This is a genomic window from Amycolatopsis sp. NPDC047767 (assembly GCF_040704195.1).
Taxonomy (GTDB): Bacteria; Actinomycetota; Actinomycetes; order Mycobacteriales; family Pseudonocardiaceae; genus Amycolatopsis.
In genome coordinates this window covers 124327-149925 of the sequence record NZ_JBEYSJ010000018.1, presented here as the reverse complement: position 1 = coordinate 149925, position 25599 = coordinate 124327, and the positions used below count along the sequence as shown (strand labels likewise).

General features: G+C 71.4%; 19 protein-coding genes. 12 read left to right on the top strand and 7 right to left on the bottom strand.

Annotated elements, in window-relative coordinates; translation table 11 throughout:
• Positions 1–100: 100 nt before the first annotated feature.
• A complete protein-coding gene (locus tag AB0878_RS29490) occupies positions 101–664 on the top strand; it encodes a helix-turn-helix domain-containing protein (RefSeq protein ID WP_366583475.1) in 564 nt (187 codons plus the stop codon).
• A gap of 108 nt (positions 665–772) precedes the next feature.
• On the opposite strand, the gene AB0878_RS29485 is transcribed toward AB0878_RS29490, so the two are convergent.
• Together AB0878_RS29485 and AB0878_RS29480 are read right to left on the bottom strand one after the other, a co-directional pair.
• The gene (locus AB0878_RS29485; protein ID WP_366583474.1) at positions 773–2371 is read right to left on the bottom strand and encodes a cation acetate symporter; all 1599 of its coding nucleotides are present in this window, start codon (positions 2369–2371) and stop codon (positions 773–775) included.
• Positions 2368–2796 (bottom strand): DUF485 domain-containing protein, encoded by a 429-nt coding sequence (locus tag AB0878_RS29480; RefSeq protein WP_366583473.1) that lies wholly within the window; start codon positions 2794–2796, stop codon positions 2368–2370. Before AB0878_RS29480 ends, AB0878_RS29485 begins: the two co-directional genes overlap by 4 nt.
• Before the next feature lie 979 nt (positions 2797–3775).
• On the opposite strand from AB0878_RS29480, the gene AB0878_RS29475 reads away from it, so the two are divergent.
• From AB0878_RS29475 to AB0878_RS29460, 4 genes are read left to right on the top strand one after another with little or no spacing between them, the layout of a single operon-like run.
• Positions 3776–7864 (top strand): nitrate- and nitrite sensing domain-containing protein, encoded by a 4089-nt coding sequence (locus AB0878_RS29475; protein WP_366583472.1) that lies wholly within the window; start codon positions 3776–3778, stop codon positions 7862–7864.
• Positions 7861–8313, top strand: a complete 453-nt coding sequence (locus AB0878_RS29470; protein ID WP_220238205.1) for a roadblock/LC7 domain-containing protein — start codon at positions 7861–7863, stop codon at positions 8311–8313. Before AB0878_RS29475 ends, AB0878_RS29470 begins: the two co-directional genes overlap by 4 nt.
• Before the next feature lie 7 nt (positions 8314–8320).
• Positions 8321–9091 carry a DUF742 domain-containing protein gene (locus AB0878_RS29465; RefSeq protein WP_366583471.1) on the top strand — a complete coding sequence of 257 codons (771 nt, stop codon included), beginning with the start codon at positions 8321–8323 and terminating at the stop codon, positions 9089–9091.
• Positions 9072–9683, top strand: a complete 612-nt coding sequence (locus tag AB0878_RS29460) for an ATP/GTP-binding protein (RefSeq protein ID WP_204090344.1) — start codon at positions 9072–9074, stop codon at positions 9681–9683. Before AB0878_RS29465 ends, AB0878_RS29460 begins: the two co-directional genes overlap by 20 nt.
• Positions 9684–9713: 30 nt before the next feature.
• Here AB0878_RS29460 and AB0878_RS29455 read toward each other — a convergent pair whose 3' ends face one another.
• The 4 genes from AB0878_RS29455 to AB0878_RS29440 form a co-directional block, all read right to left on the bottom strand.
• On the bottom strand, positions 9714–10286 hold the full coding sequence (locus AB0878_RS29455; RefSeq protein WP_366583470.1) for a dihydrofolate reductase family protein: 573 nt from the start codon (positions 10284–10286) through the stop codon (positions 9714–9716).
• Positions 10287–10471: 185 nt separating this feature from the next.
• A complete protein-coding gene (locus AB0878_RS29450) occupies positions 10472–11122 on the bottom strand; it encodes a DUF899 domain-containing protein (protein ID WP_366583469.1) in 651 nt (216 codons plus the stop codon).
• Entirely contained in the window at positions 11119–11562 is a 444-nt protein-coding gene (locus AB0878_RS29445) for an SRPBCC domain-containing protein (protein ID WP_366583468.1), read from the bottom strand. The genes AB0878_RS29450 and AB0878_RS29445 overlap by 4 nt, the downstream gene beginning before the upstream one ends.
• Positions 11559–11903, bottom strand: a complete 345-nt coding sequence (locus tag AB0878_RS29440) for a metalloregulator ArsR/SmtB family transcription factor (RefSeq protein WP_366583467.1) — start codon at positions 11901–11903, stop codon at positions 11559–11561. The genes AB0878_RS29445 and AB0878_RS29440 overlap by 4 nt, the downstream gene beginning before the upstream one ends.
• 144 nt (positions 11904–12047) lie before the next feature.
• Between AB0878_RS29440 and icmF the strand changes: the two genes are divergently transcribed.
• The 4 genes from icmF to AB0878_RS29420 all read left to right on the top strand — a co-directional run bounded on the left by icmF (position 12048) and on the right by AB0878_RS29420 (position 18160).
• Positions 12048–15284 carry a fused isobutyryl-CoA mutase/GTPase IcmF gene (gene icmF / locus AB0878_RS29435; protein WP_366583466.1) on the top strand — a complete coding sequence of 1079 codons (3237 nt, stop codon included), beginning with the start codon at positions 12048–12050 and terminating at the stop codon, positions 15282–15284.
• A gap of 190 nt (positions 15285–15474) precedes the next feature.
• Positions 15475–16305 (top strand): LLM class F420-dependent oxidoreductase, encoded by an 831-nt coding sequence (locus AB0878_RS29430; RefSeq protein WP_366583465.1) that lies wholly within the window; start codon positions 15475–15477, stop codon positions 16303–16305.
• Between the two features lie 19 nt (positions 16306–16324).
• The gene (locus AB0878_RS29425) at positions 16325–17155 is read left to right on the top strand and encodes an LLM class F420-dependent oxidoreductase (protein WP_366583464.1); all 831 of its coding nucleotides are present in this window, start codon (positions 16325–16327) and stop codon (positions 17153–17155) included.
• Positions 17156–17170: 15 nt separating this feature from the next.
• Positions 17171–18160 carry a TIGR03557 family F420-dependent LLM class oxidoreductase gene (locus AB0878_RS29420; protein WP_366583463.1) on the top strand — a complete coding sequence of 330 codons (990 nt, stop codon included), beginning with the start codon at positions 17171–17173 and terminating at the stop codon, positions 18158–18160.
• A 30-nt stretch (positions 18161–18190) separates the two neighbouring features.
• Here AB0878_RS29420 and kstR read toward each other — a convergent pair whose 3' ends face one another.
• Entirely contained in the window at positions 18191–18820 is a 630-nt protein-coding gene (gene kstR / locus AB0878_RS29415) for a cholesterol catabolism transcriptional regulator KstR (protein WP_366583462.1), read from the bottom strand.
• Between the two features lie 144 nt (positions 18821–18964).
• Here kstR and AB0878_RS29410 point away from each other — a divergent pair, with 144 nt between their 5' ends.
• From AB0878_RS29410 to AB0878_RS29400, 3 genes are read left to right on the top strand one after another with little or no spacing between them, the layout of a single operon-like run.
• Positions 18965–21508 carry an acyl-CoA dehydrogenase gene (locus tag AB0878_RS29410; RefSeq protein WP_366583461.1) on the top strand — a complete coding sequence of 848 codons (2544 nt, stop codon included), beginning with the start codon at positions 18965–18967 and terminating at the stop codon, positions 21506–21508.
• A 26-nt stretch (positions 21509–21534) separates the two neighbouring features.
• Complete coding sequence (locus tag AB0878_RS29405; RefSeq protein WP_366583460.1) at positions 21535–24285, top strand: DEAD/DEAH box helicase; 2751 nt, start codon at positions 21535–21537, stop codon at positions 24283–24285.
• Complete coding sequence (locus AB0878_RS29400) at positions 24285–25445, top strand: SWIM zinc finger family protein (protein ID WP_366583459.1); 1161 nt, start codon at positions 24285–24287, stop codon at positions 25443–25445. The genes AB0878_RS29405 and AB0878_RS29400 overlap by 1 nt, the downstream gene beginning before the upstream one ends.
• Positions 25446–25599 lie beyond the last annotated feature (154 nt).

Sequence of the window (25599 nt, the reverse complement as noted above, 5' to 3'; positions counted from 1 at the left end):
TGGTTGCGTCCGCGATAATATGGAGAGCGTCTCCGGTTCCGCAAGGGAATTCGGAGAATCTCTCCGTTTTCTGGGGAGCCGGGTGCGAGGAGGTGCGTGGATGACGGCGGAGGCAGCGCGGCCGATGCGGGCGGACGCGAAGCGGAACTACGACCGCATCGTGGCCACCGCGAAGGACGCCTTCGCGGAACACGGCGTCGACGTCCCGCTCGACGACATCGCCAAACGCGCCGGCGTCGGCGCCGGCACGCTGTACCGCCACTTCCCGACGCGCGAGAAGCTGATGGAAGCCGTCTACCGCGACGAGATCGACCAGCTCGCCTCGCGCGCCGCCGTGCTCGCCGCCGAGCTGCCGCCGTGGGAGGCGCTCCAGGCGTGGCTGGGGGAGCAGGTCGCGTACGTCATCGAGCGCCACGGCCTCGCCGCCCTGCTCAAAGCGTCGATCGACTCGGGCTCCGAAACGTTCCTCTGGTGCCAGACCCGCCTGCGCACCGCGTGCGCCGACCTGGTCACCGCCGCCCAGACCACCGGCGACGTCCGCGCCGACATCACGGGCATCGACGTCCTGCGCCTCGGCCACGGCATCGGCACGGCCTCGAAGAACGCGTCCGAAGAGGACGCGGCCCGCCTGATGAAGATCATGCTGGACGGCTTGCGCGGGTGAACTTCGCGAAGTTTGTCGGTGTGCGTCGCGACCGCGGTCGTCGCTGACGACAAAAAAAGGGGCGGGCCCTCGCAGGACCCGCCCCTTCTCGTCACAGCCGGAGAGCCGTCAAGACCCGATGCCGGTCAAGGACCGGACCTCCATCTCGGCGTGCTTGGCGCCGTCGGCCTTCGAGCGGCCGACCAGTGTGCCGACGAAGCCGCACAGGAACGAGAACGGGATCGACACCAGGCCCGGGTTCTTGAGCGGGAACCAGTGGAAGTCGACGCTCTTGAAGATCGAGTCGGCGGCGCCGGACACGACCGGCGAGAACAGCACCAGGATCAGGCACGCCGCGAGGCCGCCGTAGATGCTCCACAGGGTGCCCGTGGTGTTGAACCGTTTCCAGAACAGCGAGTACAGCAGGGTCGACAGGTTGGCCGACGCGGCGACCGCCAGGGCGAGCGCCACGAGGAACGCGATGTTCTGGCCGTTGGCGAGGATGCCGCCGAGGATGGCCATCACGCCGACGACCAGGGCGGTCAGGCGCGCGACGCGGACCTCGTCGGCCGGTTCGGCCTTGCCGCGCTTGAAGATGTTCGCGTAGACGTCGTGGGCGAACGAGGCGGACGCGGTGATCGTCAGGCCCGCCACCACGGCGAGGATCGTGGCGAACGCGACGGCCGAGATGACGCCCAGCAGCAGCGTGCCGCCGATGTGCAGGGCCAGCAGCGGCGCCGCGGAGTTCTCGCCGCCGGGCGCGGCCTTGATCTCGTCGCTGCCCACGAGCGCGGCGGCGCCGAAGCCGATCACCAGCGTGCACAGGTAGAACACGAACATGCAGACCGTGGCCCAGACCACCGAGCGGCGCGCCTCGCGCGAGTTGGGCACGGTGTAGAAGCGCATCAGCACGTGGGGCAGCGACGCGACGCCGAGCACGAGCGCGAGCGACAGCGACACGAAGTCCAGGCGCGTGGTGCCGCTGGCGCCGTACGAGCCGCCCGGTTCCAGCAGGCTGGTGCCCATCGGGCTGTTGTCCGTGGCCGCGGTGAGCAGGTTGGAGAAGTCGAACCCGTACTTGCCCAGCAGGAACACGGTGATCAGCGTGGCGGCCACGAGCAGGATGCTCGCCTTGATGATCTGCACCCAGGTGGTGCCTTTCATGCCGCCGACGAGCACGTAGACGACCATCACGAGGCCGACCACACCGATGACCAGCGACTGGCCCAGCCGGGAGTGCACGTTGAGCAGCAGCGCGACGAGGCCGCCGGCGCCCGCCATCTGCGCGAGCATGTAGAAGAACGAGATCACGAGCGTCGAGGCGGCCGAGGCCGCGCGCACCGGGCGCTGCTTCATCCGGAAGCTCAGCACGTCGCCCATCGTGAACCGGCCGGTGTTGCGCAGCAGCTCGGCGATCAGCAGCAGGTCGACCAGCCACGCGACCAGGAAGCCGATGGAGTAGAGGAAGCCGTCGTAACCGTGGATCGCGATGGCGCCCGCGATGCCCAGGAACGACGCGGCGGACAGGAAGTCGCCCGAGAGCGCGATGCCGTTCTGCCGCCCGGTGAAGGCGCTGTCGGCCGCGTAGTAGTCGGCGGTGGTCTTCTTGCCGCGGTTGCCCGCGCGGTACACGACGAACAGGGTGATCGCGACGAACAGCGCGAAGACCCCGACGTTCACGAGCGGGTTGCTCGCCGGGGTGCTCTCGGCGAGCTCGGTGGTGGTCACTGGCGGGTTCCTTCCGTCACGGCGGCCCGTTCCCTCAGCTCGGCGACCCGCGGGTCCACCTCCCGGTTGGCGAACCGGACGTAGACGAGCGTGATCAGCGCCGTGGTGACGAACTGCGCGAGGCCGAGCAGCATGCCCACGTTGACGAGCCCGAACACGCGGGTGCTCATGAAGTCGTTCGCGTACGCGGCCAGCACCACGTAGGTCAGGTACCAGACGAAGAAGCCGGCGCTCATCGGGAAGACGAATCTGCGGAACCGCCGGCGCAGTGCGGTGAACTCGGGGCTGCGCTGGATGAGGTCGTAGTCGGGACCGCGCCGGGTCGCCGGCGCCGGCTCCGCGCCCTCGCGGGCGAACATGGCCGGCAGCTGTCCGGTCTCCTCGAGCGGGGTGCTCGCCGCGGGGGTGTTCGCGACGTTGTGCATGGCTGCCTCCGGCAACTTGCGTCCGTGGCGGTGGCCGGGTCGGGGCCCCTCGGTCGAGTGGCACCCGGTCTGCCCTTGCGGACTGGGAGGCGGCCATAGTAACGACGGTGTCTCATCCCGGAAAAAGCCGGTTCCTGAGAAGGGTCTCCGGAATTCGTTTTCCGGCTGGAAATGTGCGAAAACGACACCCTCAATGAAGATCACGAACAGATCACTCACAATAGTGAGAGCGTATGTCACGCCACGTTGTCGCAGCTGAGGAACGCTGCGGCAAATGGTTGAGATGCAGACAATGATCGGACGAATACCGTGACACCGGGTAGTCAAAGTGCGGGGCCGACGCCCCGGTCCGGCGTCCCTCCGGTGGGGTCGGGACGAGGATTCGCAGGCCAGTGGTGGATCCCGAAAGAAATCACCGGGTCGGGCGGCGAGTTCCTGCCAGACCACAACATCGGGTTCATCTTCGGAGGCGTCCCACCCGATGGGGGCACGGAGCGTAGATCCTCTGAGGGATTCGACTACCCTGCGTGGGCTAATCGGGTGACTGGCGGGCGGCGTGACCCGGAGCAACCGGTAACCGGAATTCCCTCTTCGGTCCCGCTCGGGGTCCAATCCCCGGGCCGCGACCGGGGCCGAATCGACTTTTCCCTGGTCAGCCGTGCGAAGCGCAAGACAATATCCTCGGCCGGGATTGGTGTACGATTCTTTGGCCCAGCTGACCGCAGCGATCGATAGGCACAGACAAGTTGACCTCGACCACCGCCGTGCAGTACGCAACTTGCGCCGTGCACGTGCAAAGTCCCGGGAAGCAGCACGCCGGTGATCACGGTGTCAGGTCTGCACGGTCGTGTCCTCACGGGGTCGATCGCGCGGGTCGGCGGAATGCCGTGGACCGTTCCGGGAGTACCGGAAGCCGCCCACGGGCAGCCACGACGCGGGACAGGGAGTCACTTTCGTGACCGTTGCAGGAGATGGCCAGGTGCCTGTTGAGAAGCTGCTCGGCCGCCCGCCCCGGCGACCGAGCCGGTCCTCGGGCTGGCGAGCGGCGCTGCGCTGGCGGGACTGGAGCATTCCGGTCAAGCTCTCGGCGGTGACGCTGGTCCCCATCGTCCTCGCGCTGGTGCTCGGCATTACCGCGATCGTGGGACAGGTCAGCCGTTCCGGTGACTACGAGCGGATCGACAAGCTGGTCGGCCTGAGCACCCAGCTGCGCAAGCTGACCGACGGCCTGCAGAAGGAGCGCACGCTCACCGCGGCGCAGCTCACCGCGGGCACCGCCGGCGTCACGCCCGAGCTGAAGGCCGCCCGCGCGGCCACCGACGCGGCGGTCGAACCATTCATCACGGCGGCGAACCGCGTCGGCGGGTCCGAGTCCAGTGTGTCCGGTGCCGTGAACTCGGCGACCGCGCAGGTCAACGAGATCGCCGTGATCCGCCAGCAGGTCGGCGCGGGCCTGCTCGACGCCGCCGAGGCGGTGGGCGACTACAACGCCGTGACCGGTGCCCTCATCGGCGCCGACACCGCGGTGGCCGCGGGCGCGAGCGCCGACGCGCTGGGCGGCACGGCGAACGCGCTGCACGACCTCGAGGCCGCCAAGGAGCAGGTCTCGGTCAGCCAGGCGCTGGTGTCGTACGGCATCGCGAAGGGCACGCTGGAACCGCAGCAGCTCAGCGACGTCCGCGACGCGGAGCTGCGGTACGACGACCGCATCGACGACTTCAACGCGGCCTCCACCGCGCCGCAGCGCCAGGACCTCGAGAGCACCCTCAAGCCCGACACCGCCTACGACCGCAAGCGCATGGTCGGCATCGTCCTCGGCGAGCAGGGACCCTCGAGCGACCAGGGGCTGTCGCAGGTCCAGTCGCAGGAGTGGAACAACGCGTCCAACGCGGTGGTCGGCCAGCTCTCCGAGGTCGGCAACCGCATGGGCGCCGACGCCACCGCCGCGTCCGCCGCGCTGGTCGAAGGCGCCAGCAGCAGCGCCGGGCTGCTCGCCGTGCTGCTGTTCGCCGCGATGGTCGCCGCCGCCGCGGTCGTCTTCCTCATCACGCGCCAGATCCTGCGGTCGCTGAAGACACTGCGCCGCAGCGCGCTGGACGTCGCGGAGAAGGACCTGCCCGCCGCCGTCCGCAACATCCAGGAGGGCCGCGCGCAGAGCGTCGAGGTCGAGCCGGTGAACGTGCGGGTGGCCGACGAGATCGGCGAGGTCGCGCGCGCGTTCGAGAAGGTGCACAGCCAGGCGCTGCGGCTCGCGACCGAGCAGGCCGCGATGCGCGCGGGCTACAGCAGCGTGTTCGTCAACCTCTCGCGCCGCAGCCAGAGCCTCGTGCAGCGCCAGCTGCAGCTGATCGAGCGGCTGGAGCGCGACGAAGAGGACGCCGACCAGCTCGCCACGCTCTTCCAGCTCGACCACCTCGCCACCCGGATGCGGCGCAACAACGAGAACCTGATGGTCCTCTCCGGCGCCGAGCCGGGCCGCCGCTCGGGCCAGCCCGTGCCCGCGCACGACGTGCTGCGCGCCGCCGTGTCGGAGATCGAGCAGTACCAACGGGTCTCGGTGCAGCAGCCGCCGGCGGTGAAGATCGTCGGGTTCGCCGCGAGCGACGTCCAGCGCCTCATCGCGGAGCTGCTCGACAACGCCACCGCGTTCTCCGCACCGGAGACGCAGGTGACCGTGGCGACGCGCCTGGCCGACGACGGCTCGCTCAACGTCGACATCCTCGACAAGGGCATCGGCATGAACGAGTACGAGGTGGTCGAGGCCAACGGCCGCCTCACCGAGGCCGGCTCGGTCGACCTCGCGACCTCGCGCCGCATGGGCCTGTTCGTGGTCGGCCGCCTCGCCGGGCGCCACCGCATCGGCGTCTCGCTCCACGGTGGCAAGGACATCGTCGGCGTGCGGGCCACCGTGGTGGTCCCGCCGGAGCTGGTCATGACCGGTGCCGCGCTGGAGAATCCGCCGCAGTCGGCGGGGCCGTTCGGCAGCGTCGCCGCGCCGCCCGCGAGCCCCGGTGGCCTGCCGCGCCGCCAGCGTCCGGTCAACGGCTCGGCGCGCCCGGCCGCGGACCGCGCGCTCGTGCCGCAGCAGCCGATCCAGGGGGCCGACGAGCAGCTGTGGCCCTCGGCGAGCGACCTCGCCGGGTTCGCCAACGGCCACACCGTCGACCCGGGCGTGCGCCCGCCGTCGGACCTCGAGATCTCCGGGACCGCGCTGTTCAGCCCGATCCCGCGGGACGACGCCGCGCCGCCGGTCAAGCCGCCGGTGCCGCAGCTGCCGCAGATCGTCGACGTGCCGCCGCCGCGGCCGGAGCCGGAACCCGCGGCGGACGCCGAGCGCGCCGACGAGCGCGCCCGCGAGCTGCCCTCGGGCAAGGACCTGTTCTCCGCCAACGGGACCACCCTGAGCGAGTGGTGGAACCAAGCGGCGCAGAAGGTGCCGGAGGTGCCGCCGCCCACGGCCGCCGAGACGACGATCGAGAACACGCCGATCTTCGACGAGATGCTCTCGGCGTGGTTCCGCTCGCCCGCGCCGCCCGCGGACGAGACGGCGGCCAAGACCGGTCCGGACCAATCCACGGCCGAGAAGACCGAGAAGACCGCAAAGCCCGGTGAGTCCGGTGAGGACACCGGCCAGGCCGGTGCGAAGACCGAGCCGAAGGCGGGGGAGCAGCCGCCGGCCGACGTGGCGAAGCCGGAGCCCGGCGTCGCCCCGGTGACCACGCCGGAGCAGGACGAGCGCAACTGGGACTTCGCGAGCGACGAGAACTGGCGCACCGTTCAGGCCGTCTCGCAGGTCGAACCCACGGCGTTCACGAAGGCGGGCCTGCCGCGCCGTCGCCGCGGCGAACAGCTCATGCCTGGCAGCGCGACGCCGGACGAGCTGCCCGCCGCCGAGTCGGCCAAGCCGGGCCTGCCGGTCCGCGACCCGGCCGACGTCCGCGGTCGCCTCACCAGCTTCCAGCGCGGGGTGAACCGCGGCCGGCAGCACGTCCGCGACGGAGCCGTCGAGCCGACCGCCGACCAGCAGGGCCTGGGCGCCGCGGCGCTCAACCGCCTGGAGGGCGAGCCCGGCACCGGGTTCGCGCCCCCTGGTTTCGCCCCGGCCGGCGAGCAGGCCGGCCAGACCGCGGCGGACCACCCTGGTGCCGCGCAGGCGTTCGGCACCGGTGGTCCGGACCAGCAGGATCCGGTGGGGGACAACGAGACCACGGCCGAGTACCCCGGTTTCGTCGGTGCCCTCGACGCGGCGGTGGCCGCGGCCGACGCCGCCGAGCAGGCCGCACAGGCCAACCCGCTCGACCGGACCGACCAGACAAGCGGGGCCGCGCCCTCCCGGCCGGCCGCCGCGAACGCTTTCGGTGTGGCCCAGGCGGAGACGCCCGCGGCCGAGCGCGAGCAGGACGGCGAGACCCGGCCGGACCGCCGCGGCGTCGCGAGCGCGTTCGGTGCGGCCCGCACCGCTCAGCCCGAGCCCGCGGCCGACCAGCCGGTGCCGCCGGCGTTCGACCCGCAGGGTGGATGGACGGCCCCGGCCGAGACCACCGGCAACGGCAACGGCAACGGCAATGGCAATGGCAACGGCACGGCGGCCCGCCCGTCGCCCACCCCGCGCCCGGTGCGTCGCCCCGAAGGCGAGGTGCCCGGCCGCCCCGCGGCGCCCGAGTCCTTGCCCACCCGGCGTCCCGCCGCCAGCAACCTGCCGCCGGGACCGCCGGCCGTCGACCCGAACCAGGTGCCCGCCGCGGTGGCGAACCTGGAGGCCGCCGCGGCCGGGACACCCGCCACGGAGTGGGCTTTCGGGTCCGACGAGGGCTGGCGGACGGTCCAATCGGTGTCCCAGTCGACGCCCTCTTCGTTCACTTCGGCAGGATTGCCCCGGCGTCGCCGCGGGGAGCAGCTGCTCCCCGGGAGCGCTCCGCCGCCCGCCGGAGCGGCGAACCCCCGTCCGACCCGCGACGCGCACGACGTGCGTGGCCGCCTGAGCAGTTTCCAACAGGGCATCCAGCGCGGCCGGCACCGCACTGGGCAGGCCACTGAGACCAACCACGAAACACTGGAGGGTGAATGACCTCGCCGAGTACGGCTCAGCCGCAGCAGAACCAGTTCGGCTGGCTGGTCAACGACTTCGCCGAACGGGTCCCGGGTGTGGCGCACGCCGTGGTGGTGTCGGCCGACGGACTCCTCCTCACGGCCTCCAACCGCCTGCCGCTCGACCGCGCCGACCAGCTGGCCGCGGTTGCCTCCGGGCTCGTGAGCCTCACCCAGGGCGCGGCCCGGTGCTTCGAGGCGGGCGCGGTGAACGAGACCGTGGTCGAGATGGAGCTCGGCATCATGGTGCTGATGTCCATCAGCGACGGTTCGTGCCTCGCGATCCTCGCGGCGCCCAACTGCGACATCGGCCAGGTGGCCTACGAGATGACGATGCTCGTGGACCGCGTGGGGCAGATCCTGACCCCCGAACTCCGTGCGCAGCTGCAGGGCGCGGGTGGGTCGCTGATCGGTGAACCGGTGGGATGATTACGCGATGAGCACGGGGCCCGGATTATTCGGCGGAGAGCCCGGAGACAGCGAGGAACCCCCGCGCGCGGGGGCTCCCGGTGCTGCCCGCGGTGAGGACGACGGCACTTTCGCCGACCTCCTCAACGGCTTCAGCCTCGATTCGGGCCGCTCGCGCAAGAAGCGGAAGAAGACCGGTAAGGAGTCCCAGTCCCCCGAACCCCCGCCCGCGGGAGCGCACGCGGCGGAGGAACCGCCGGCGGCGCCAGAGCCGCCGGCCGAGTTAGGAGATCGAGTGACCTCTCTAGTCTCTCCACCGGGCAGTACCGACGCGGATGGGCCTAGACCAGGCGGGCTCTTCGACCCCGGACCGCCCAGCGGCGAGTTCGTGATGCCCGCCGCGTTCACCCGGCCGGACCGCCCCGATCGGGTGGACCCGGCCGAGGAGACGTCGATCGTGCGGCCGTACGCTCTCACCGGCGGCCGGACCCGAGCGAACTACGCGCTCGAGCTGGAGACGCTGATCTCCACCAATGACCACGTCGTCGCGGGGGGCTTCCCCGAGGCGGCGGCCGAACAGATCGAGAGCATCTCGATCATGGAAGAGTGCCGGACCCCGCGCTCGGTCGCCGAGGTCGCGGCGGCCCTGCGGGTGCCACTGGGTGTCGCCAGGGTGCTGATCAGTGACGCGGCCGACGCGGGCCTCGTCACCGTGCACCGGACGATTTCGGGCAATGACGGCGCCGAAGCACACTTGATGTTGATGGAAAGGGTTTTGAGTGGACTCCGTCGGCTTTAAGGCACCGCGGGAAACCGCGCCCCCGACCATGACATCAGCGAAGATCGTGGTGGCGGGCGGCTTCGGAGCGGGCAAGACGACGTTCGTGGGTTCGGTGTCGGAAATCGTTCCGCTCACCACCGAGGCGATGATGACCGACGCGAGCCGCGGCATCGACAACCTCGACCAGACCCCGAACAAGACGACCACCACGGTCGCCATGGACTTCGGCCGTGTGTCGCTCGACGCCGACCTGATCCTGTACCTGTTCGGCACCCCGGGCCAGCAGCGCTTCTGGTTCATGTGGGACGACCTGGTCCGCGGCGCGATCGGCGCCGTCGTGCTGGCCGACACCCGCCGCCTGGCGGACTCGTTCGCGCCGATCGACTTCTTCGAGGACCGCGGCCTGCCCTACATCGTCGGCATCAACACGTTCGACGGGGTACTGGAGCACGACATCAACGACGTGCGCGAGGCGCTGTCGATCGACCCCAGCATCCCCATCGTCCGTTGTGACGCGCGGGACCGCGAGTCGACGAAGCAGACGCTGATCACGCTCGTCGAGTACGCGATGCGGCAGTGGATCGCCTTGCGGGCGGCCAAAGCCCGCTGACGCGGGTTCCTCGGCGTTGCGGCGGCCGGGTCACCGTTCCTCGGTGGCCCGGCGATACCGCAACAGCACCACGGCGCCGTCGATCACGCGGGACTGGACGAGCCGCAGGCCGAGCCGCTCGGCGTCGACGGCGAACGGCCGCTTGTCGCCGCCCAGCACCACCGGGTGCACGAGCACGTTGTACTCGTCGATCAGCCCGAGCCGGCTCAGCTGTGCGGGCACGTCCGCGCCGCCCATGAGCAGGATGTCCTTGGTGTGCCGCGCTTTCAGCGCCGTGACCTCCTCGGTCAGGTCGCCGCCGAGCACCTCGGTGTCCCACCCGGGGTCGGTGAGCGTGTGCGAGAAGACGACCTTGGGGGTCTTCCGCCACACCGGCGCGAAGCCGATGTCGTGCGGATCGTCCGAGATGGACTCGGCGTGCGGCCAGAAGCCCGCCATCATGTCCCACACCCGCCGCCCGTAGGCGAACACGGCGGCGCGCTCGGAGAGCTCGTGCGAGTGGGCGGACAGCTCGGGCCCCATCCGCGGCCAGTCGAACTCGCCGTTCGGGCCCTCGATGCAGCCGTCGACCGAGACGTGGACGTAGTACACCAGATCACCCATGATCGGGCTCCTTCACCGAGTGGCGTCCCTGCCGGACGCCGTTCAGCCTACGGTCGGAGCCGGCCGCCGCGACCGGACATCGGTGCCGAAAGAATCCTGCCCCGGCCGCGGAAACGGGCCGGTCCCCCAGGAACCGGCCCGTTTCCGCCGCACCGGCTGGATGTTTCAAGCCGTGTCGGTACGCCTCAGTACTCGTCGTGCCTGCGCCACCAGCCGCCGGGCTCGTCGGAGCCGCGCGACTCCTCCTCCCACGCCTCCTGCCGGCCGAACGGCGTGATGTCGAGGTAGCGGTGCACCGCGGAGAACGTCTCGGCACCGCGGCCGCTGGTGAAGTACGTGCGGTAGACGTCGTCGCCGTCACGCAGGAACACGCTGGTCCCGAAGAACCGGCCGACGCCGCAGTCCTCGGTGAAGTCGCTGCCGTTCGCCGAGACCCACGGCAGGTCCCAGCCCATGCGGGCCTTGTACCGCTCGATCTCGGGCAGCGTCGCGGGCGCGGTGACGACGAACGTGATGTCGCGGGCGTTGAGGTGCGCCAGGTGCGGCACGTTGTCCACGACCATCGAGCAGCCGGGGCAGCCCGCTTCGTCGCCGGGGTGCAGCATGAAGTGGTAGACGATCAGCTGACGCCGGCCGTCGAACAGGTCCAGCAGGCTCTTCTTGCCCTCGGCCGAAGTGAACTCGTACGCCTTGTCGAAGCGCACCATCGGCAGCCGGCGGCGCTCGGCCGTGAGGTGGTCGGCCGCCTTCATCAGTTCCTTTTCCTTGGCCAGCAAGGCATCGCGCGCGGCCTGCCAGTCCTCGGCGGACACGACACGGGGGAGTGCGGTGGTCATCGGACCTCCTCGAGGTGGTGGGCGAGCTTTTCGAACGTGGAGCTCCAGCCGTCCTGGTGGCCGGCGCGCTCTTCCTCGGTGGGGAAGGGCGCTTGGTGGAACGTCATCTCGGTCTTGTCGCCGGCCTCGGTGAACGTGATCGTCACGACCGTCTCGCCGACCACGTCGTCGGGCTGGTCCCACGAGAACGTGAACACGAGCCGCCCGGGCGGGCTGATCTCGCGGTAGGCGCCCTGCATCCAGCGCTCGACGTCGTACTCGTCGCTGTGGATCCGCGCGCGCCACGCGCCGCCGGGCCGCAGGTCGATCGTGACTCCCGAGGCGGCGAACTTCTCCGGGCCGAGCCAGCTCGCGAGCCGCTCCGGCTCCGTCCACGCGCGGAACACCAGCTCCCGCGGGGCGTCGAACACGCGCGTGATGGTCAGGTCCCGTTGCGTCATTGCTCGGTCTCCTTCCGGGGCTCCCGCAGGAGCCGCAGGTGCTCGTCCAAGCGGTCGAACCCCGCCTCCCAGAACTGCCGGTATTCGTTGACCCAGTCGGCCACGACCACGAGTGGTTTCGTCTCGAGCCGGCACGGGCGCCACTGGCGCATCCGGCCGCGGGTGATGAGCCCGGCCGCTTCCAGCACCTTCAGGTGTTTCGACACCGCCTGCAGGCTTACCTCGAACGGCTCGGCCAGCTCGTTCACCGTCGCGTCGCCCTGGGCGAGCCGGGCGAGGATGGCCCGCCGCGTGGGGTCAGCCAACGCGGCGAAGGTGGTGCTGAGCTGATCAGTGGCCATCGGTACTCAATCGCTTGGTTGATTAACTTGTAGGTTGAATATAGCTCCCAGCTGGCTCCTGTCAACCGCGTGCAGAAGCCGCTTGAGACTTGCGTCACCGCCGCTCGGGTTTCCAATAGTAGGAAGTCCAAGTATTTTGGGAGGATGAGCAGCGACCTCTACCGCCCCGAGAACCCGGTCCGGTTCGTCACCGCGTCGAGCCTGTTCGACGGCCACGACGCCTCGATCAACATCATGCGGCGGATCCTGCAGTCGCAGGGTGCCGAGGTCGTGCACCTCGGGCACAACCGCTCGGTCGACGAGGTGGCCACCGCTGCCATCACCGAAGACGTGCAGGGCATCGCCATCTCCGCCTACCAGGGCGGCCACGTCGAGTACTTCTCCTACCTGGTGGAGCTGCTGCGCGAACGCGGCGCGGGGCACATCAAGGTGTTCGGCGGCGGGGGCGGCGTGATCGTCCGCGAGGAGATCGACCTGCTGCACTCGCGGGGCGTGGCGCGGATCTTCTCGCCCGAGGACGGCTACGAGATGGGCCTGCCGGGCATGATCAACTCGATGATCAAGGCCTGCGACGTGGACCTCTCGGAGCAGCCGCCCGTGTCCATCGACAAGCTGCTCTCCGGCGACGTGCCGGCGCTCGCGCGGGTGATCACCCAGCTGCAGCGTGAAAAACTGCCCGAAGGGTGGCTCGCCGCCATCACCGAGGCCGCCGAGAAGCGCCACGTGCCCGTGCTCGGCATCACCGGTACCGGCGGTTCCGGCAAGTCGTCGCTCACCGACGAGCTCATCCGCCGCTTCCGCCTCGACCAGGAGGACAAGCTGCGGATCGCGGTGCTCGCCGTGGACCCGTCGCGGCGCAAGGGCGGCGGCGCGCTGCTCGGCGACCGCATCCGGATGAACTGCCTCGACGGCTCTCCGGTGTACTTCCGCTCCCTCGCGACCCGCACGACGAGCGGCGAGATCCCCGCCGGGCTGCGCGAGTCGATCCTCGCGTGCAAGGCCGCGGGCTACGACCTCGTGATCGTGGAGACGCCGGGCATCGGCCAGGGCGACGCGGGCATCGTCGACTACGTGGACGAGTCGCTGTACGTGATGACGCCGGAGTTCGGCGCCGCGTCGCAGCTGGAGAAGATCGACATGCTCGACTTCGCCGACGTGGTGGCCATCAACAAGTTCGAGCGCCGCGGCGCCGAGGACGCCCGCCGCGACGTCGCGCGTCAGCTCGTGCGCAACCGCGAGGCCTTCGACAAGGCTCCTGAGGACATGCCGGTGTTCGGCACGAGCGCCGCGAAGTTCAACGACGACGGCGTGACCGCGCTGTACCAGAACCTGCGCGACCAGCTCGCCGAGCGCGGGCTGTCGGTGTCGGCCGGCGTGCTGCCCGCGGTCGAGGGCAAGGTGTCCACCGACGCCAGCACGGTCATCCCGGGCAACCGGGCGCGCTACCTCTCGGAGATCGCCGAGACCGTGCGCGGTTACCACGAGCAGACCGGGAAGCAGGTGGCCGCCGTGCGCAAGCGCGAGCACCTGGCCGCCGCGAAGGCTGCTCTGTCCGAAGTGGATGCTTCCACCGACGCGCTCGACGGGCTGCTCGCCGCCGCCGAGTCCGATGTGGACGGCGAGACCACCAAGCTGCTGGAGCGGTTCCACGCGCTGGCGGAGGAGTACCGCGAGGACGAGCTCGTGGTGAAGGTCCGCGACAAGGAGCTGCGCACGCAGCTGTGGCGCGACACGTTGTCGGGCAACCGGATCCCGCGCGTCGCCCTGCCGCGCTACACCGAATCCGGTGAGCTGCTCTCGTTCCTTCGTCGCGAACACCTGCCCGGGTATTTCCCGTACACGGCCGGCGTGTTCCCGTTCAAGCGCGACGGCGAGGACCCGGCACGCATGTTCGCCGGCGAGGGTGACGCCTTCCGGACCAACCGCCGGTTCAAGCTGCTCTCGGCCGACTCCGAGGCCAAGCGCCTGTCCACGGCCTTCGACTCCGTGACCCTCTACGGCCACGACCCCGACACCCGCCCGGACATCTACGGCAAGGTCGGCACCTCGGGCGTCTCGATCGCGACGATCGAGGACATGAAGGTGCTCTACGACGGCTTCGACCTCACGGCGCCGAACACGTCGGTGTCGATGACGATCAACGGCCCGGCGCCGACGATCCTCGCGTTCTTCCTCAACACCGCGATCGACCAGAAGCTCGACGCCTTCCGCGCCGAGCACGGCCGCGAGCCGTCGGCGGAGGAGGCTGCCGAGCTGCGTGCGTGGGCGCTGAAGAACGTGCGCGGCACCGTGCAGGCCGACATCCTCAAGGAGGACCAGGGGCAGAACACCTGCATCTTCTCCACGGAGTTCAGCCTGCGCATGATGGCCGACATCCAGGAGTGGTTCATCCAGCACGCGGTGCGCAACTTCTACTCCGTCTCGATCTCCGGCTACCACATCGCCGAGGCCGGGGCGAACCCCATTTCGCAGCTGGCGTTCACGCTGTCCAACGGGTTCACCTACGTCGAGTCGTACCTCGCGCGCGGCATGGACATCAACGACTTCGCGCCCAACCTGTCGTTCTTCTTCTCCAACGGGATGGATGCGGAGTACTCGGTGCTCGGCCGCGTGGCGCGGCGGATCTGGGCCGTGGCGATGCGCGAGCGCTACGGGGCCAACGAGCGTTCGCAGAAGCTCAAGTACCACGTGCAGACCTCGGGCCGCTCGCTGCACGCGCAGGAGATGAGCTTCAACGACATCCGCACCACGCTGCAGGCCCTGTGCGCGCTGTACGACAACGCGAACTCCTTGCACACCAACGCGTTCGACGAGGCCATCACCACGCCGAGCGAGTCGTCGGTGCGCCGCGCGATGGCGATCCAGATGATCATCAACAAGGAGTGGGGCCTGTCGAAGAACGAGAACCCGCTGCAGGGCTCGTTCATCATCGACGAGCTGACCGACCTGGTCGAGGAAGCCGTGCTGGTCGAGTTCGACCGCATTTCCGAACGCGGCGGCGTGCTCGGCGCGATGGAGACGGGCTACCAGCGCGGCAAGATCCAGGACGAGTCCATCCTCTACGAGCGCAAGAAGCACGACGGCTCGCTGCCGATCATCGGCGTCAACACCTTCCGCAACCCGCACGCGGGCGAGGAAGACGTCGAGGTCGAACTGGCCCGCGCCACGGAGGACGAGAAGAAGTCCCAGCTCGACCGCCTCGCCGACTTCCAGCACCGCCACGCCGAAGACGCCCAGCAGGCCCTCAAGGCCCTCCGCGAGGCGGCGACCCGCGGCGGCAACCTGTTCGGGGTGCTGATGGACGCCGCGCGGGTCTGCTCGCTCGGCCAGATCACCGACGCGTTCTTCGAGGTCGGCGGCCAGTACCGGCGCAACGTCTGAGCACCGGGCCGGGTCCCGCGCGTCCGGCGGTCCGCCGCCGGACCTGCGCGCGGACCCGGCCCGGCTCGTCTACCTCGAGCCCGGCCGGCGTCGCGTCGTCGACGGTCCGGCCCGGCGTGAGATGAGACCGATCCGGTGAGGGTTCAACCAGACCGGGAATAGGCCGCCGCCGCAGCGGGTAGAACGAGGCATGGACTTCGGGATCTCCACGTTCGTGACCGATGAAGGCATCCGCCCCGACGTGCTGGGCGAGGCGCTGGAGGAGCGGGGCTTCGACTCGCTGTTCCTGGCCGAGCATTCGCACATCCCCGTGAGCCGGGAGAGTCCTTACCCCGGTGGGGGCGACCTGCCCGAGAAGTACAAGCGCACGCTGGACCCGTTCGTCGCGCTGACCGCGGCGGCGGTGAACACGTCGAACCTCGTGCTGGGCACGGGCATCGCGCTGTTGATCCAGCGGGACGTGATCCACACGGCCAAGGAGGTCGCGTCACTCGACCTGGTGTCGCGCGGGCGGGTGGCGTTCGGTGTCGGGGTGGGCTGGAACCGTGAGGAGATGGCCAACCACGGCACGGACCCGACCACTCGTGGCGCGCTGATCGACGAGCAGATCGAGGCGCTCAAGGCCGTCTGGACCGAGGAGCAGGCGGAGTACCACGGCAAGCACGTCGACTTCGACCCGATCTTCGCCTGGCCGAAGCCCGTGCAGACGCCGCACCCGCCGATCTACGTCGGCGGCGAGAGCCCGGCCGCGCTGCGCCGGCTCGCCCGCCTCGGCGACGCCTGGCTGCCGCGCCAGCAGACGCCGTCCGACGAGATCAAGCGCGTGCGCGAGTGGCTCGCCGAGCAGGGCCGCACGGACGTGCCGTTCACCGTTTTCGGGGGCGCTCCCGACGCGGACGCGGTGAAGCGCTTCGCCGAAGCCGGCGTGGAGCGCTACACCTTCATGCTGCCGACCCTGCCCGAAGCCGAAACGCTCGCCGCCCTCGACGACCTCGCGCGGCTCGCGGCGGACCACCGGTGACCCGTGGTTCGATGATCTCATGAAGTTCGGGATCTTCAGCTTCGTCACGGACGAGGGCATCCGGCCCGACGCGCTCGCGCGCGGGGTCGAGGAGCGCGGGTTCGACTCGCTGTTCGTCGGGGAGCACTCGCACATCCCCGCCGACCGGCAGTCGCCGTATCCGGCGGGCGGGGAACTCCCGCGGATGTACTACCGGATGTACGACCCGTTCGTGGCGCTCACAGCCGCCGCGTCGGTGACCTCGACGCTGCTGCTGGGCACCGGCGTCGCCCTGCTGGCGCAGCGCGACCCGATCCAGACGGCCAAGGAGGTCGCCTCGCTCGACCACCTGTCGGGCGGACGGGTGGTGTTCGGCGTGGGCGCGGGCTGGAACCTCGAGGAGATGCGCGACCACGGCACCGATCCCGACACGCGCGGCCGGCTGCTCGACGAGCGGCTCGACGCGATGAAGCAGCTGTGGACAGCCGAGGCGGCGACCTTCCACGGCGAGTTCACGCACTTCGACCGCGCCGTCGCCTATCCGAAGCCGGCGCAGAAGCCGCATCCGCCGATCTACGTCGGCGGCAACAGCCGGCACGCGGCGCGGCGGGCGGCCCGCCACGGCGGCGTGTGGATGCCGAACTCAGTGGTCGTGCCCGAGCGGGTCGGGAAGCTCATGGCCCTGCGCGACGAGTTCGCCCCCGGGACACCGGTGTCGATGTTCGCGGTGGGCAGCAAGAACGAGGCTCTGCTGGAGGCCTACGCCGAGGCCGGGGTGGAGCGCATCACGCTCCTGCTCGGCACGCGGCCCGAAGCGGAGACCCTCGAGAGGCTCGACGCCCTCGTCGAGGTCGTCGAAAAGTACCGGTGAAGGAGCGGAAGACGCGTGAGTGACGTGCAGATCGGTCTTGCGGCTGCGTTGGAGCAGTTCTCGCCGCGGGAGTCGATTCGGTTGGCGAAGGCGGGCGAGGAGCGGGGCTTCTCGGGGCAGATGGCGGCGGATCACTTCCAGCCGTGGGTTCCGCAGCAGGGCGAGTCGTCGTTCGTGTGGAGCATGCTGGCGTCGCTGGCGGAGAACACCACCGGTGACCTGGGTCCCGGGGTGACGTGCCCGTCGTTCCGGTTGCACCCGGCGATGGTGGCCCAGGCGGCAGCGACGCTGGAGGCGACCTATCCGGGCCGGACCTGGCTGGGGATCGGGTCGGGTGAGGCGCTCAACGAGCACATCATCGGCGGCTACTGGCCCGAGGCGCCCGAGCGCGTGCGGCGGATGTTCGAGGCGCTGGAGGTGATCCGGAAGCTGTTCACCGGCAAGGACGTCAAGCACAACGGCGAGTTTTTCAAGCTGCACACCACCCGCCTGTGGACCCTGCCCGACACCCCGCCGCCGGTCTACATCGCCTCGGCCGGGCCCTACACCTCGCGCAAGACCGGTGAGCTGGCCGACGGGCTGATCACCCCGGGCGCGTCGATCGAGAAGCTGGCCGGGATCCTGGACAACTTCAACGCCGGCGCGAAGAAGGCCGGGAAGAACCCGGACGACATGCCGAAGCTGCTGCAGGTGCACCTGTCCTGGGCCGAGGACGACGAGACCGCGTGGGCCAACGCGATGGACCAGTGGCCCAACGGCGGCATGAAGTTCCCGAAGGCCGACGTGCGTTCCCCGTTCGACTTCGCGCAGATGGCCAAGCTCGTGCGCCGCGAGGACTTCGAGGGCCGCATGGTCGTCTCCTCCGACCCCGACGAGCACCGCGCGGCGCTGCAGAAGTACGTCGACGCCGGCTTCAACCGCATCTACATCCACAACGTCGGGCGCAACCAGGACCAGTTCCTCGACGTGTTCGGCAAGGAAGTCCTGCCGAAGCTCACTGCCTGAGCCGCGAGTGGGGCCCGCGGCGTGCGGGCCCTACTTGTCCAGCAGCAGGTGCACCGAAAGCTCGAGGCGGTGGGCGACGTCGGCGGCCGATGCCCGCCGCGTCACCCACGCCACGAGGTTGGCCATCCACACGTCGGCGACGACGTGGAAGATGTCGCGATCGGACTCCGTCGGCTCGGCGATGCCCATGGCCTGGGCGAACATGTCCTCCATGAGCCGGCCGACGAGCTCGACCTCGGCCGCGGCGGACGTGTCGGCGAACATGAACGCGCGCACCATCGCCTCGGTCAGGTGCGGGTCGCGCTGCATGAGCCGCGTGTTGCGGCCCAGCACGAACATCAGCCGTTCCGCAGGGGTCTCACCCGGGATCGCGGCGCGTTCCAGCTTCTCCTGCGCGCGCTCGAACTGCCGCGCGAGGCCGGACACGAGCAGGTGGATCTTCGACGGGAAGTAGCGGTAGAGCGTGCCCAGGGCGACGTCGGCCTTCTCTGCGACGGCCCGCATCTGCACGGCGTCGTAACCGCCCTTGGAGGCCAGCGCGAGCGTGGCGTCGATGATGCGGCGGCGGCGATCGCGCTGCGCCGCGGAGCCGAGCTCCTCGCCGATCGTGCCCAGTCCGGTGCGCGCCTTCGCCGCCGGAGCCTTCGCCTTGCCCGGCATCGGCCTTCTCCTGTCTTGCGGAACTCGTTCCAGTTCTGCGTTCAGCGTACCTTCCCTGGCGAAACGTTCAACTACCGACCCGCTGGCCGAAAAACTGTAACACGTTCTACACTCGTGAGTAGTCCCGTACGCGAGGAGGCCCCGATGGCGGTCGCGCTCACCGGCGAACAGGCGGCGCTGGCCGCCGCGATCCACGACTGGGCCCGGGCCCACGATCCGGTCGAGGCCGTGCGCGCGGCCGAGAAGGTCGGCGCGGAGGTGCCCGCGCGGTTCGCCGACCTGGGGTTGTTCGGGGTCGCGTTGCCGCCGTCGGTGGGTGGCGCCGGAGGCTCGGTCGCGGACCTGGCGGCGGGGCTGGCCGCAGCGGCTTCTTCGCTGGTCCCGGGCCCCTTGCTGAGCACGGCGCTGGCCGGGCTGCTGCTCGGCGGTGGGGATCTGGTGGAGGCGATCGCGGACGGGGGCGCGCGCGTGGCCGTGCTGCTCGAAGCGCCGTGTGCCGACGGCTTCCTGCACGGTTGTTCGGGGGCGGTCCCGGGTGCCGACGCGGGGTCGTGGCTGCTGGCGCCCGTGCCGAGTGGTCACGTGCTGCTGCCGCCGGGTGCGGCGGGGGTGCGCGTGGAACCGTTGGCGCCCTTCGATTTCTCGCGTCCGCTCGCGTGGGTGCACTTCGACCGGGTGCCGGTGGCCGACGTGCTGGAGCTGCCGGACGCGCGGGACTTCGCGGCGACGTTGGCCGTGGCGGAGGCGGCGGGCGTCGCGCGGTGGTGCCTGACGACGGCGGTCGAGTACGCGCGGGTTCGGGAGCAGTTCGGGCAGGTGATCGGGGCGTTCCAGGCGGTGAAGCACCTGTGCACCGAGATGCTGTGCCGCGCCGAAGCAGCCGAGGCGCTGGCCTGGGACGCTGCGACGACTGCTTTCTCTTCGCAGCACGCGATCGCGGTGGCGAGCGCGGCGGCGGTGGCGCTCGACGCGGCCGTGGACAACGCCAAGGACTGCATCCAGGTCCTCGGCGGTATCGGCTTCACGTGGGAACACCCGGCGCACCTGTACCTGCGCCGCGCTCTCGCCTTGCGGCACTGGCTCGGCGGCTCCGCGCGGTGGCGCCAGCGCGCGGCTCGCCTCGCGCTGGCCGGGGAGCGGCGCACGCTGGATGTGGCCGTGGACGACTCGCCGGAGCTCACCGCGCTCGTAGGGGAGATCGCCGCTCTGCCGGAAGACCGCCGTCGCGTCGCCTTGGCCGACGCGGGGCTGCTGGCACCGCACTGGCCCGCGCCTCACGGCCGCGGCGCCGGCCCCGCCGAACAGCTGCGCATCGACGCGGCCCTGACGCGCGCGGGCGTGCGCCGGCCCGACCTGGTGATCGGCGCGTGGGCCATCCCGACGATCCTCGAACACGGCACCGACGAGCAACGCGCCCGCTTCACCGGCCCCACCCTGCGCGGCGAACTGACGTGGTGCCAGCTGTTCAGCGAACCCGGTGCGGGCTCCGACCTGGCCTCCCTGCGCACCACCGCCCGCCGCGTCGACGGCGGCTGGTGCCTAAGCGGGCAGAAGGTGTGGACGTCGCTCGCCCACGAGGCCGACTGGGCCATCTGCCTGGCCCGCACCGACCCCGCCGCGCCCAAGCACAAGGGCATCACGTACTTCCTCGTCGACATGCGCTCGCCCGGCATCACCACCCGCCAGCTGCGCGAGATCACCGGCGCGAGCGTCTTCAACGAAGTCTTCCTCGACGACGTCTTCGTCCCGGACACCGACGTCGTCGCCTCCCCGGGCGATGGCTGGCGCCTGGCCCGCACCACGCTGGCCGGCGAACGCGTCGCCCTGGGCAAGGGCTCCGCGGCGGGTGAGGGCGTGGAGGCCCTGCTGTCCGAGATCGGCCTCGGGCTCGGCGCGGGCGAGCTCGACGGCCCGAGCAGCCCCGGCGACCCGAGTGGCCTGGGCAGCCCGAGCGGTGCGGGCGGCCAGAGCGGGGCGGGCGGCCAGAGTGATCGGATCGGCGCGACTAGGCACGGCGACCCGAGCGGCTTGGGCGACCCGAGCGGCGCGGGCGGCCTGGGCGGCGCGGGCGACCCGAGCGACCCGAGCGGCCTGGGCAGCCCGAGCGGCCTGGGCGATCGGATCGGCGCGACTGGGCACGGCGACCCGAGCGGCTTGGGCGACCCGAGCGACCTGAGCGACCTGAGCGGCCCGAGCGGCCCGGGCGGCCCGGGCGGCTTGGGCGGCCTGGGCGGCCCGGGCGGCCCGGGCGACCCGAGCGGCGCGGGCAGCCCGGGCGACCGGATCGGCGCGACTGGGCACGGTGGCCCGGGCGGCGCGGTCGCTGCGGGCGGCCAGCCCGGCCCGGAAGGGCATCGTGGCGCGGGCCTTGCCCCCGGCGAATCCACCCTCGACCGCCTCGGCGCCCTGATCGGCTCCGGCAGCGCCTGTTCCGTGCTCGACCTGCGCGCCACCCTCCGCCGCCTCGACGGCCAAGGCCCCGAGGCCGAGTCGGCCGTCGCGAAACTCCTGGGCGTCCGCCACCGGCAGGCCGTCGCGGAGTTCGCCCTGGACCTGGCCCCCGACCTGCTCCCCGACACCCCGCCGTCCCACGAGTTCCTGCTCACCCGCTGCCTCTCCATCGCCGGCGGCACCACCCAGGTCCTGCTCTCGGCGGTGGCCGAGCGGGTGCTGGGCCTGCCGCGCTGAGCTGTTTGTCGTACCCCTGCCCTACGGTGCTGGGCGTGGAGTTCGGCGCGCTGACCCAGGCCACCTACCTTCCCTCGGACCCGCCGCGGGAGGGTGTGCTGGCGTTGTGGGGCGACGAGGTCGCGGGGGACACCGCGATCGAGCTCGTGCTGCCCAACGACAAGAAGTTCGCGCGCACCAAGGTGGACGCGCGGCTGGTCCCGCTGGCGCGGGCGATCCCGCGGCTGCTGGTGGTGCCCGACGACGTGAGCCCGGCGATCGCCGCGTGGTCGGCCGTGGTGAACGCCGGGGTGAACCTGGTGGCGCGCGGGCGGTTGCGGCCGGCGCTCACGGCCGGCGGGGTGGGGTCGTGGCGGGTGGGGCCGCTGGACGCCGCCGATGAGGAGCTGCTGCGTGGGCTCGCGTCGGCGTTGCCGCCGGAGGCGCATGCGTTGCCGTTGTCCGGGGTGAAGCGGATCCGGCTGCACTCGCCGGAGTCGCTGGTCCGGGCGTTGTGGGACGCGGCGGCCGACGTGCTCGTGCGCAGCCCCGCCGCGTCGGTCGGGGCGGGTGGGCCGGCGTTCGCGGAGGCCGAGCCGACGCAGGTCGGGCCGGACGGGGCGGCGTGGCTCACCGAGCTGGACGCCCGCGGGCCCCACGGCGCGCAGCTGATCCTGCGGGTCGAAGCGCGCGAAGACGAGCAGTTCGCGGGCGTGCTGGCCGTGCGGTCCGCGCTCGAGCCGAGCCTGGTCGTCGAAGCCGCAACGCTCTGGGACGCGCCCGACGCCGTGCTGCACCGCCTCGGTGACCAGGTGGAAACCCAGCTGCTGCTCGGCCTGCGCCGCGGCGCGCGAGCGTGGCCGCCGCTGGGACGCGTGCTCGCCGAAGCCGCGCCGACGGAGCTCGCGCTGTCCGACGACGACGTCGTCGACCTGCTCGGCCCAGGCGGCCGCGACCTGGGCGGCGCCGGCATCGAAGTGTTGTGGCCCAAGGATCTCTTCGCCGGCGAAGTCCGCGCGAAGGCGAGCGCGACGCAGGCGCCGGCCAGCGAGGCCGGTCCCGCGTTCCCGTTGAACGGCCTGCTGGAGTTCCGCTGGCGCCTCTCGCTCGGCGGCGCCGAGCTGACCGACGAGGAAGTCGCCGCCCTCGCCGAAGCCAAGCGGCCGCTCGTCCGCCTGCGCGGCCAGTGGGTGAAGCTCGACCCACGCCTGCTCGCCCGCATGCGCGCCAAGCGCAACCGCAAGCTCACCGGCGCCGAAGCGCTCGCCGCGGCGCTCACGGGCGAGCTCGAACTCGACGGCGAAACGGTCGAATTCGCCGCCCAGCCCGCGCTCGCCGGCCTCGTCGAACGGCTCAAAGAGCGCAGCCCCGAGCCGGTCGGCCCGCCCGACGGACTCGCGGCGACGCTGCGCCCGTACCAGCTCGCGGGCGTCGGCTGGCTGGCCACGATGACCGGCCTCGGTCTCGGCGCGTGCCTCGCCGACGACATGGGCCTGGGCAAGACCATCCAGCTCATCGCCCTGCACCTGCACCGCCGCGCGCTGAAAGCCGGGCCCACGCTGGTGGTCTGCCCGACGTCGCTGCTCGGCAACTGGGAACGTGAGTTCGCCAGGTTCGCGCCGGACGTGCGCGTGCGCCGCTTCCACGGCGGCGGCCGTCACCTCGACGACCTGCTGCCCGACGAGGTCGTGCTCGCCACCTACGGCGTGGTCCGCCGCGACCGCGCGTCACTGTCCGAAGTGGACTGGGGTCTCGTCGCCGCCGACGAGGCCCAGCACGTGAAGAACCCCTTGTCCGCCACGGCGAAAGAGCTGCGGAAGGTCCCGGCCGCCGCGCGCGTGGCGCTCACCGGCACGCCCGTGGAGAACCGGCTCACCGAGCTGTGGTCCTTGATGGACTGGACGACACCGGGCCTGCTCGGCCCGCTCGACCGCTTCCGCCGCACCGTCGCGCGGCCCATCGAACGCGACCGCGACCAGACCGCCACGGAGCGGCTGGCCACGACCGTGCGCCCCTTTCTGTTGCGGCGCAAGAAAACCGATCCCGACATCGCGCCGGAGCTGCCGCGCAAGACCGAGACCGACCGGTTCGTGCCGCTCACGGCCGAGCAGACCACCCTGTACGAGGCCGTGGTGCGGGAGAACCTGGCCGAGATCCGCGCGTCGCAGGGCGTGCAGCGGCGCGGGCAGGTGCTCAAGCTGCTCACCGAGCTCAAGCAGATCTGCAACCACCCCGCGCAGTTCCTCAAGGAGAGCGGCGGAGTCCTCACCGGACGCTCCGGCAAGCTCGCCGCGTTCGAGGAGCTGCTCGACGTGATCCTCGACGAGGGCGACAGCGTGCTCGTGTTCAGCCAGTACGTGCAGCTGTGCCGCCTGCTCGAACGCCGCCTCGCCGACCGCGGGCTGCCCGTCGCGCTGCTGTCGGGCGAGGTCGGGCCGAAGCGGCGCGACGAGCTGGTGGCGTCGTTCCAGTCCGGCGAGGTGCCGGTGTTCCTGTTGTCGCTCAAGGCGGGCGGCGTCGGGCTCAACCTGACGCGCGCCACGCACGTGATCCACTACGACCGCTGGTGGAACCCGGCCGTGGAGGACCAGGCGACCGACCGCGCGTACCGGATCGGGCAGGACCGGCCCGTGCAGGTCCACCGGCTGATCGCCGAGGGCACGCTGGAGGAGCGCATCGCCACGGTGCTCGAGGCGAAGCGCGGGCTGGCCGAGGCCGTGGTCGGCGCGGGGGAGGACTGGATCACGGAGCTGTCCGACGACCAGCTCGCCGACCTCGTCCGGCTCGGCGGTGGATGATGCCCCCGCGCAGGACCTTCGGCAACACCTGGTGGGGCCGCGCCTGGGTGGAGGCGCTGGAGCAGCGCGCGAGCGTCGACCCGAACCGCCTGCCGCGCGGGCGCACGTACGCGCGTAAGGACACCGTGAGCGCGCTGCACGTCGGAGCCGGCGAGGTCATCGCGCGCGTGCGGGGGAGCCGTCCCGAGCCGTACCACGTGACGATCCGGATGAAGGAGTTCTCGCCGGAGCAGTGGGACACGCTGCTCGACGTCGTCGGCCGCCGACTCGGTCACACCGCCGCCCTGCTCGACGGCGAGCTGCCCGAGGAGCTGGCCGCCCAGGCCCGCGAGGCGGGCGCCGACCTGCTCCCCGGTCCGGGTGACTTGAAGCCGCGCTGCTCGTGCCCCGACTCGGCGAACCCGTGCAAACACGTCGCCGCCGTGTACTACGTCGTGGCCGACGAGGTCGACACCGACCCGTTCGTGCTGTTCAAGCTCCGCGGCCGCCCGCGCGACGAAGTCCTCGCCCGGCTGCGCACGCTGCGCGCCCCGGACCGCCCGTCGCGCACGAAGGTCCACGACCCCGGCCTCACCCCGAAACGCGCGTACGCCCGCCGCGTCACGGCCGTGCCGCGGTTGCCGCCCGTGCCCGACGTGGCCGGCCCACCCGCCGTCCTCGACCTCGACCCGCCGGCCGCCACGGGCTGGACGTCGGCCGCCCTGGGCACCCTCGCCGCCGACGCCGCCTCCCTCGCCCGCGACCTGCTGCTCTCCGGCGGCACCGCGGCCGACCTGACGTTCGACGAAGACCTGGCCCGCCGCGCCGCCGCCCGTCCGCCCGAGGAACTCCCCGCCCTGGCCCACGCCGCCGGCGTCACGCTGCCCGATCTCACCGCGTGGGCCCACTCCTGGCGCGAAGCCGGCCGCGGCGGCTTGGCCGTCGTGCGCGAAACCTGGTCCCCGGGCCCAGGCCCCCTCGCGGCCGCCCGCACCTGCCTCTCGGACTCCGGCCTCCCCGACCCCATCACGACCTGGCGCAACCGCGTGACCCAAGGCCCCCTGCAACTCCGCTACGGCCGCGACCACCGCTGGTACCGCTTCCTGCGCACCGGCTCGGCCTGGCACCTGGACGGCCCACCGTCCGCCGACCCTCTCGACGTCGCCTATCCGCCGGGCTGATCCGCCCGCAGCTCCAGCCGTGCCGCGGATCGACCGGCACCCGCGGCGGTGTCGGGCGCCCCAGGTCCGACACGCTGCGCGGGCCCGGCCCGTTTCCAGACCGGGTGGCGGCTTGCTGCAGCCATGCGCACAACTCCGCTACGGCCGCGACCAC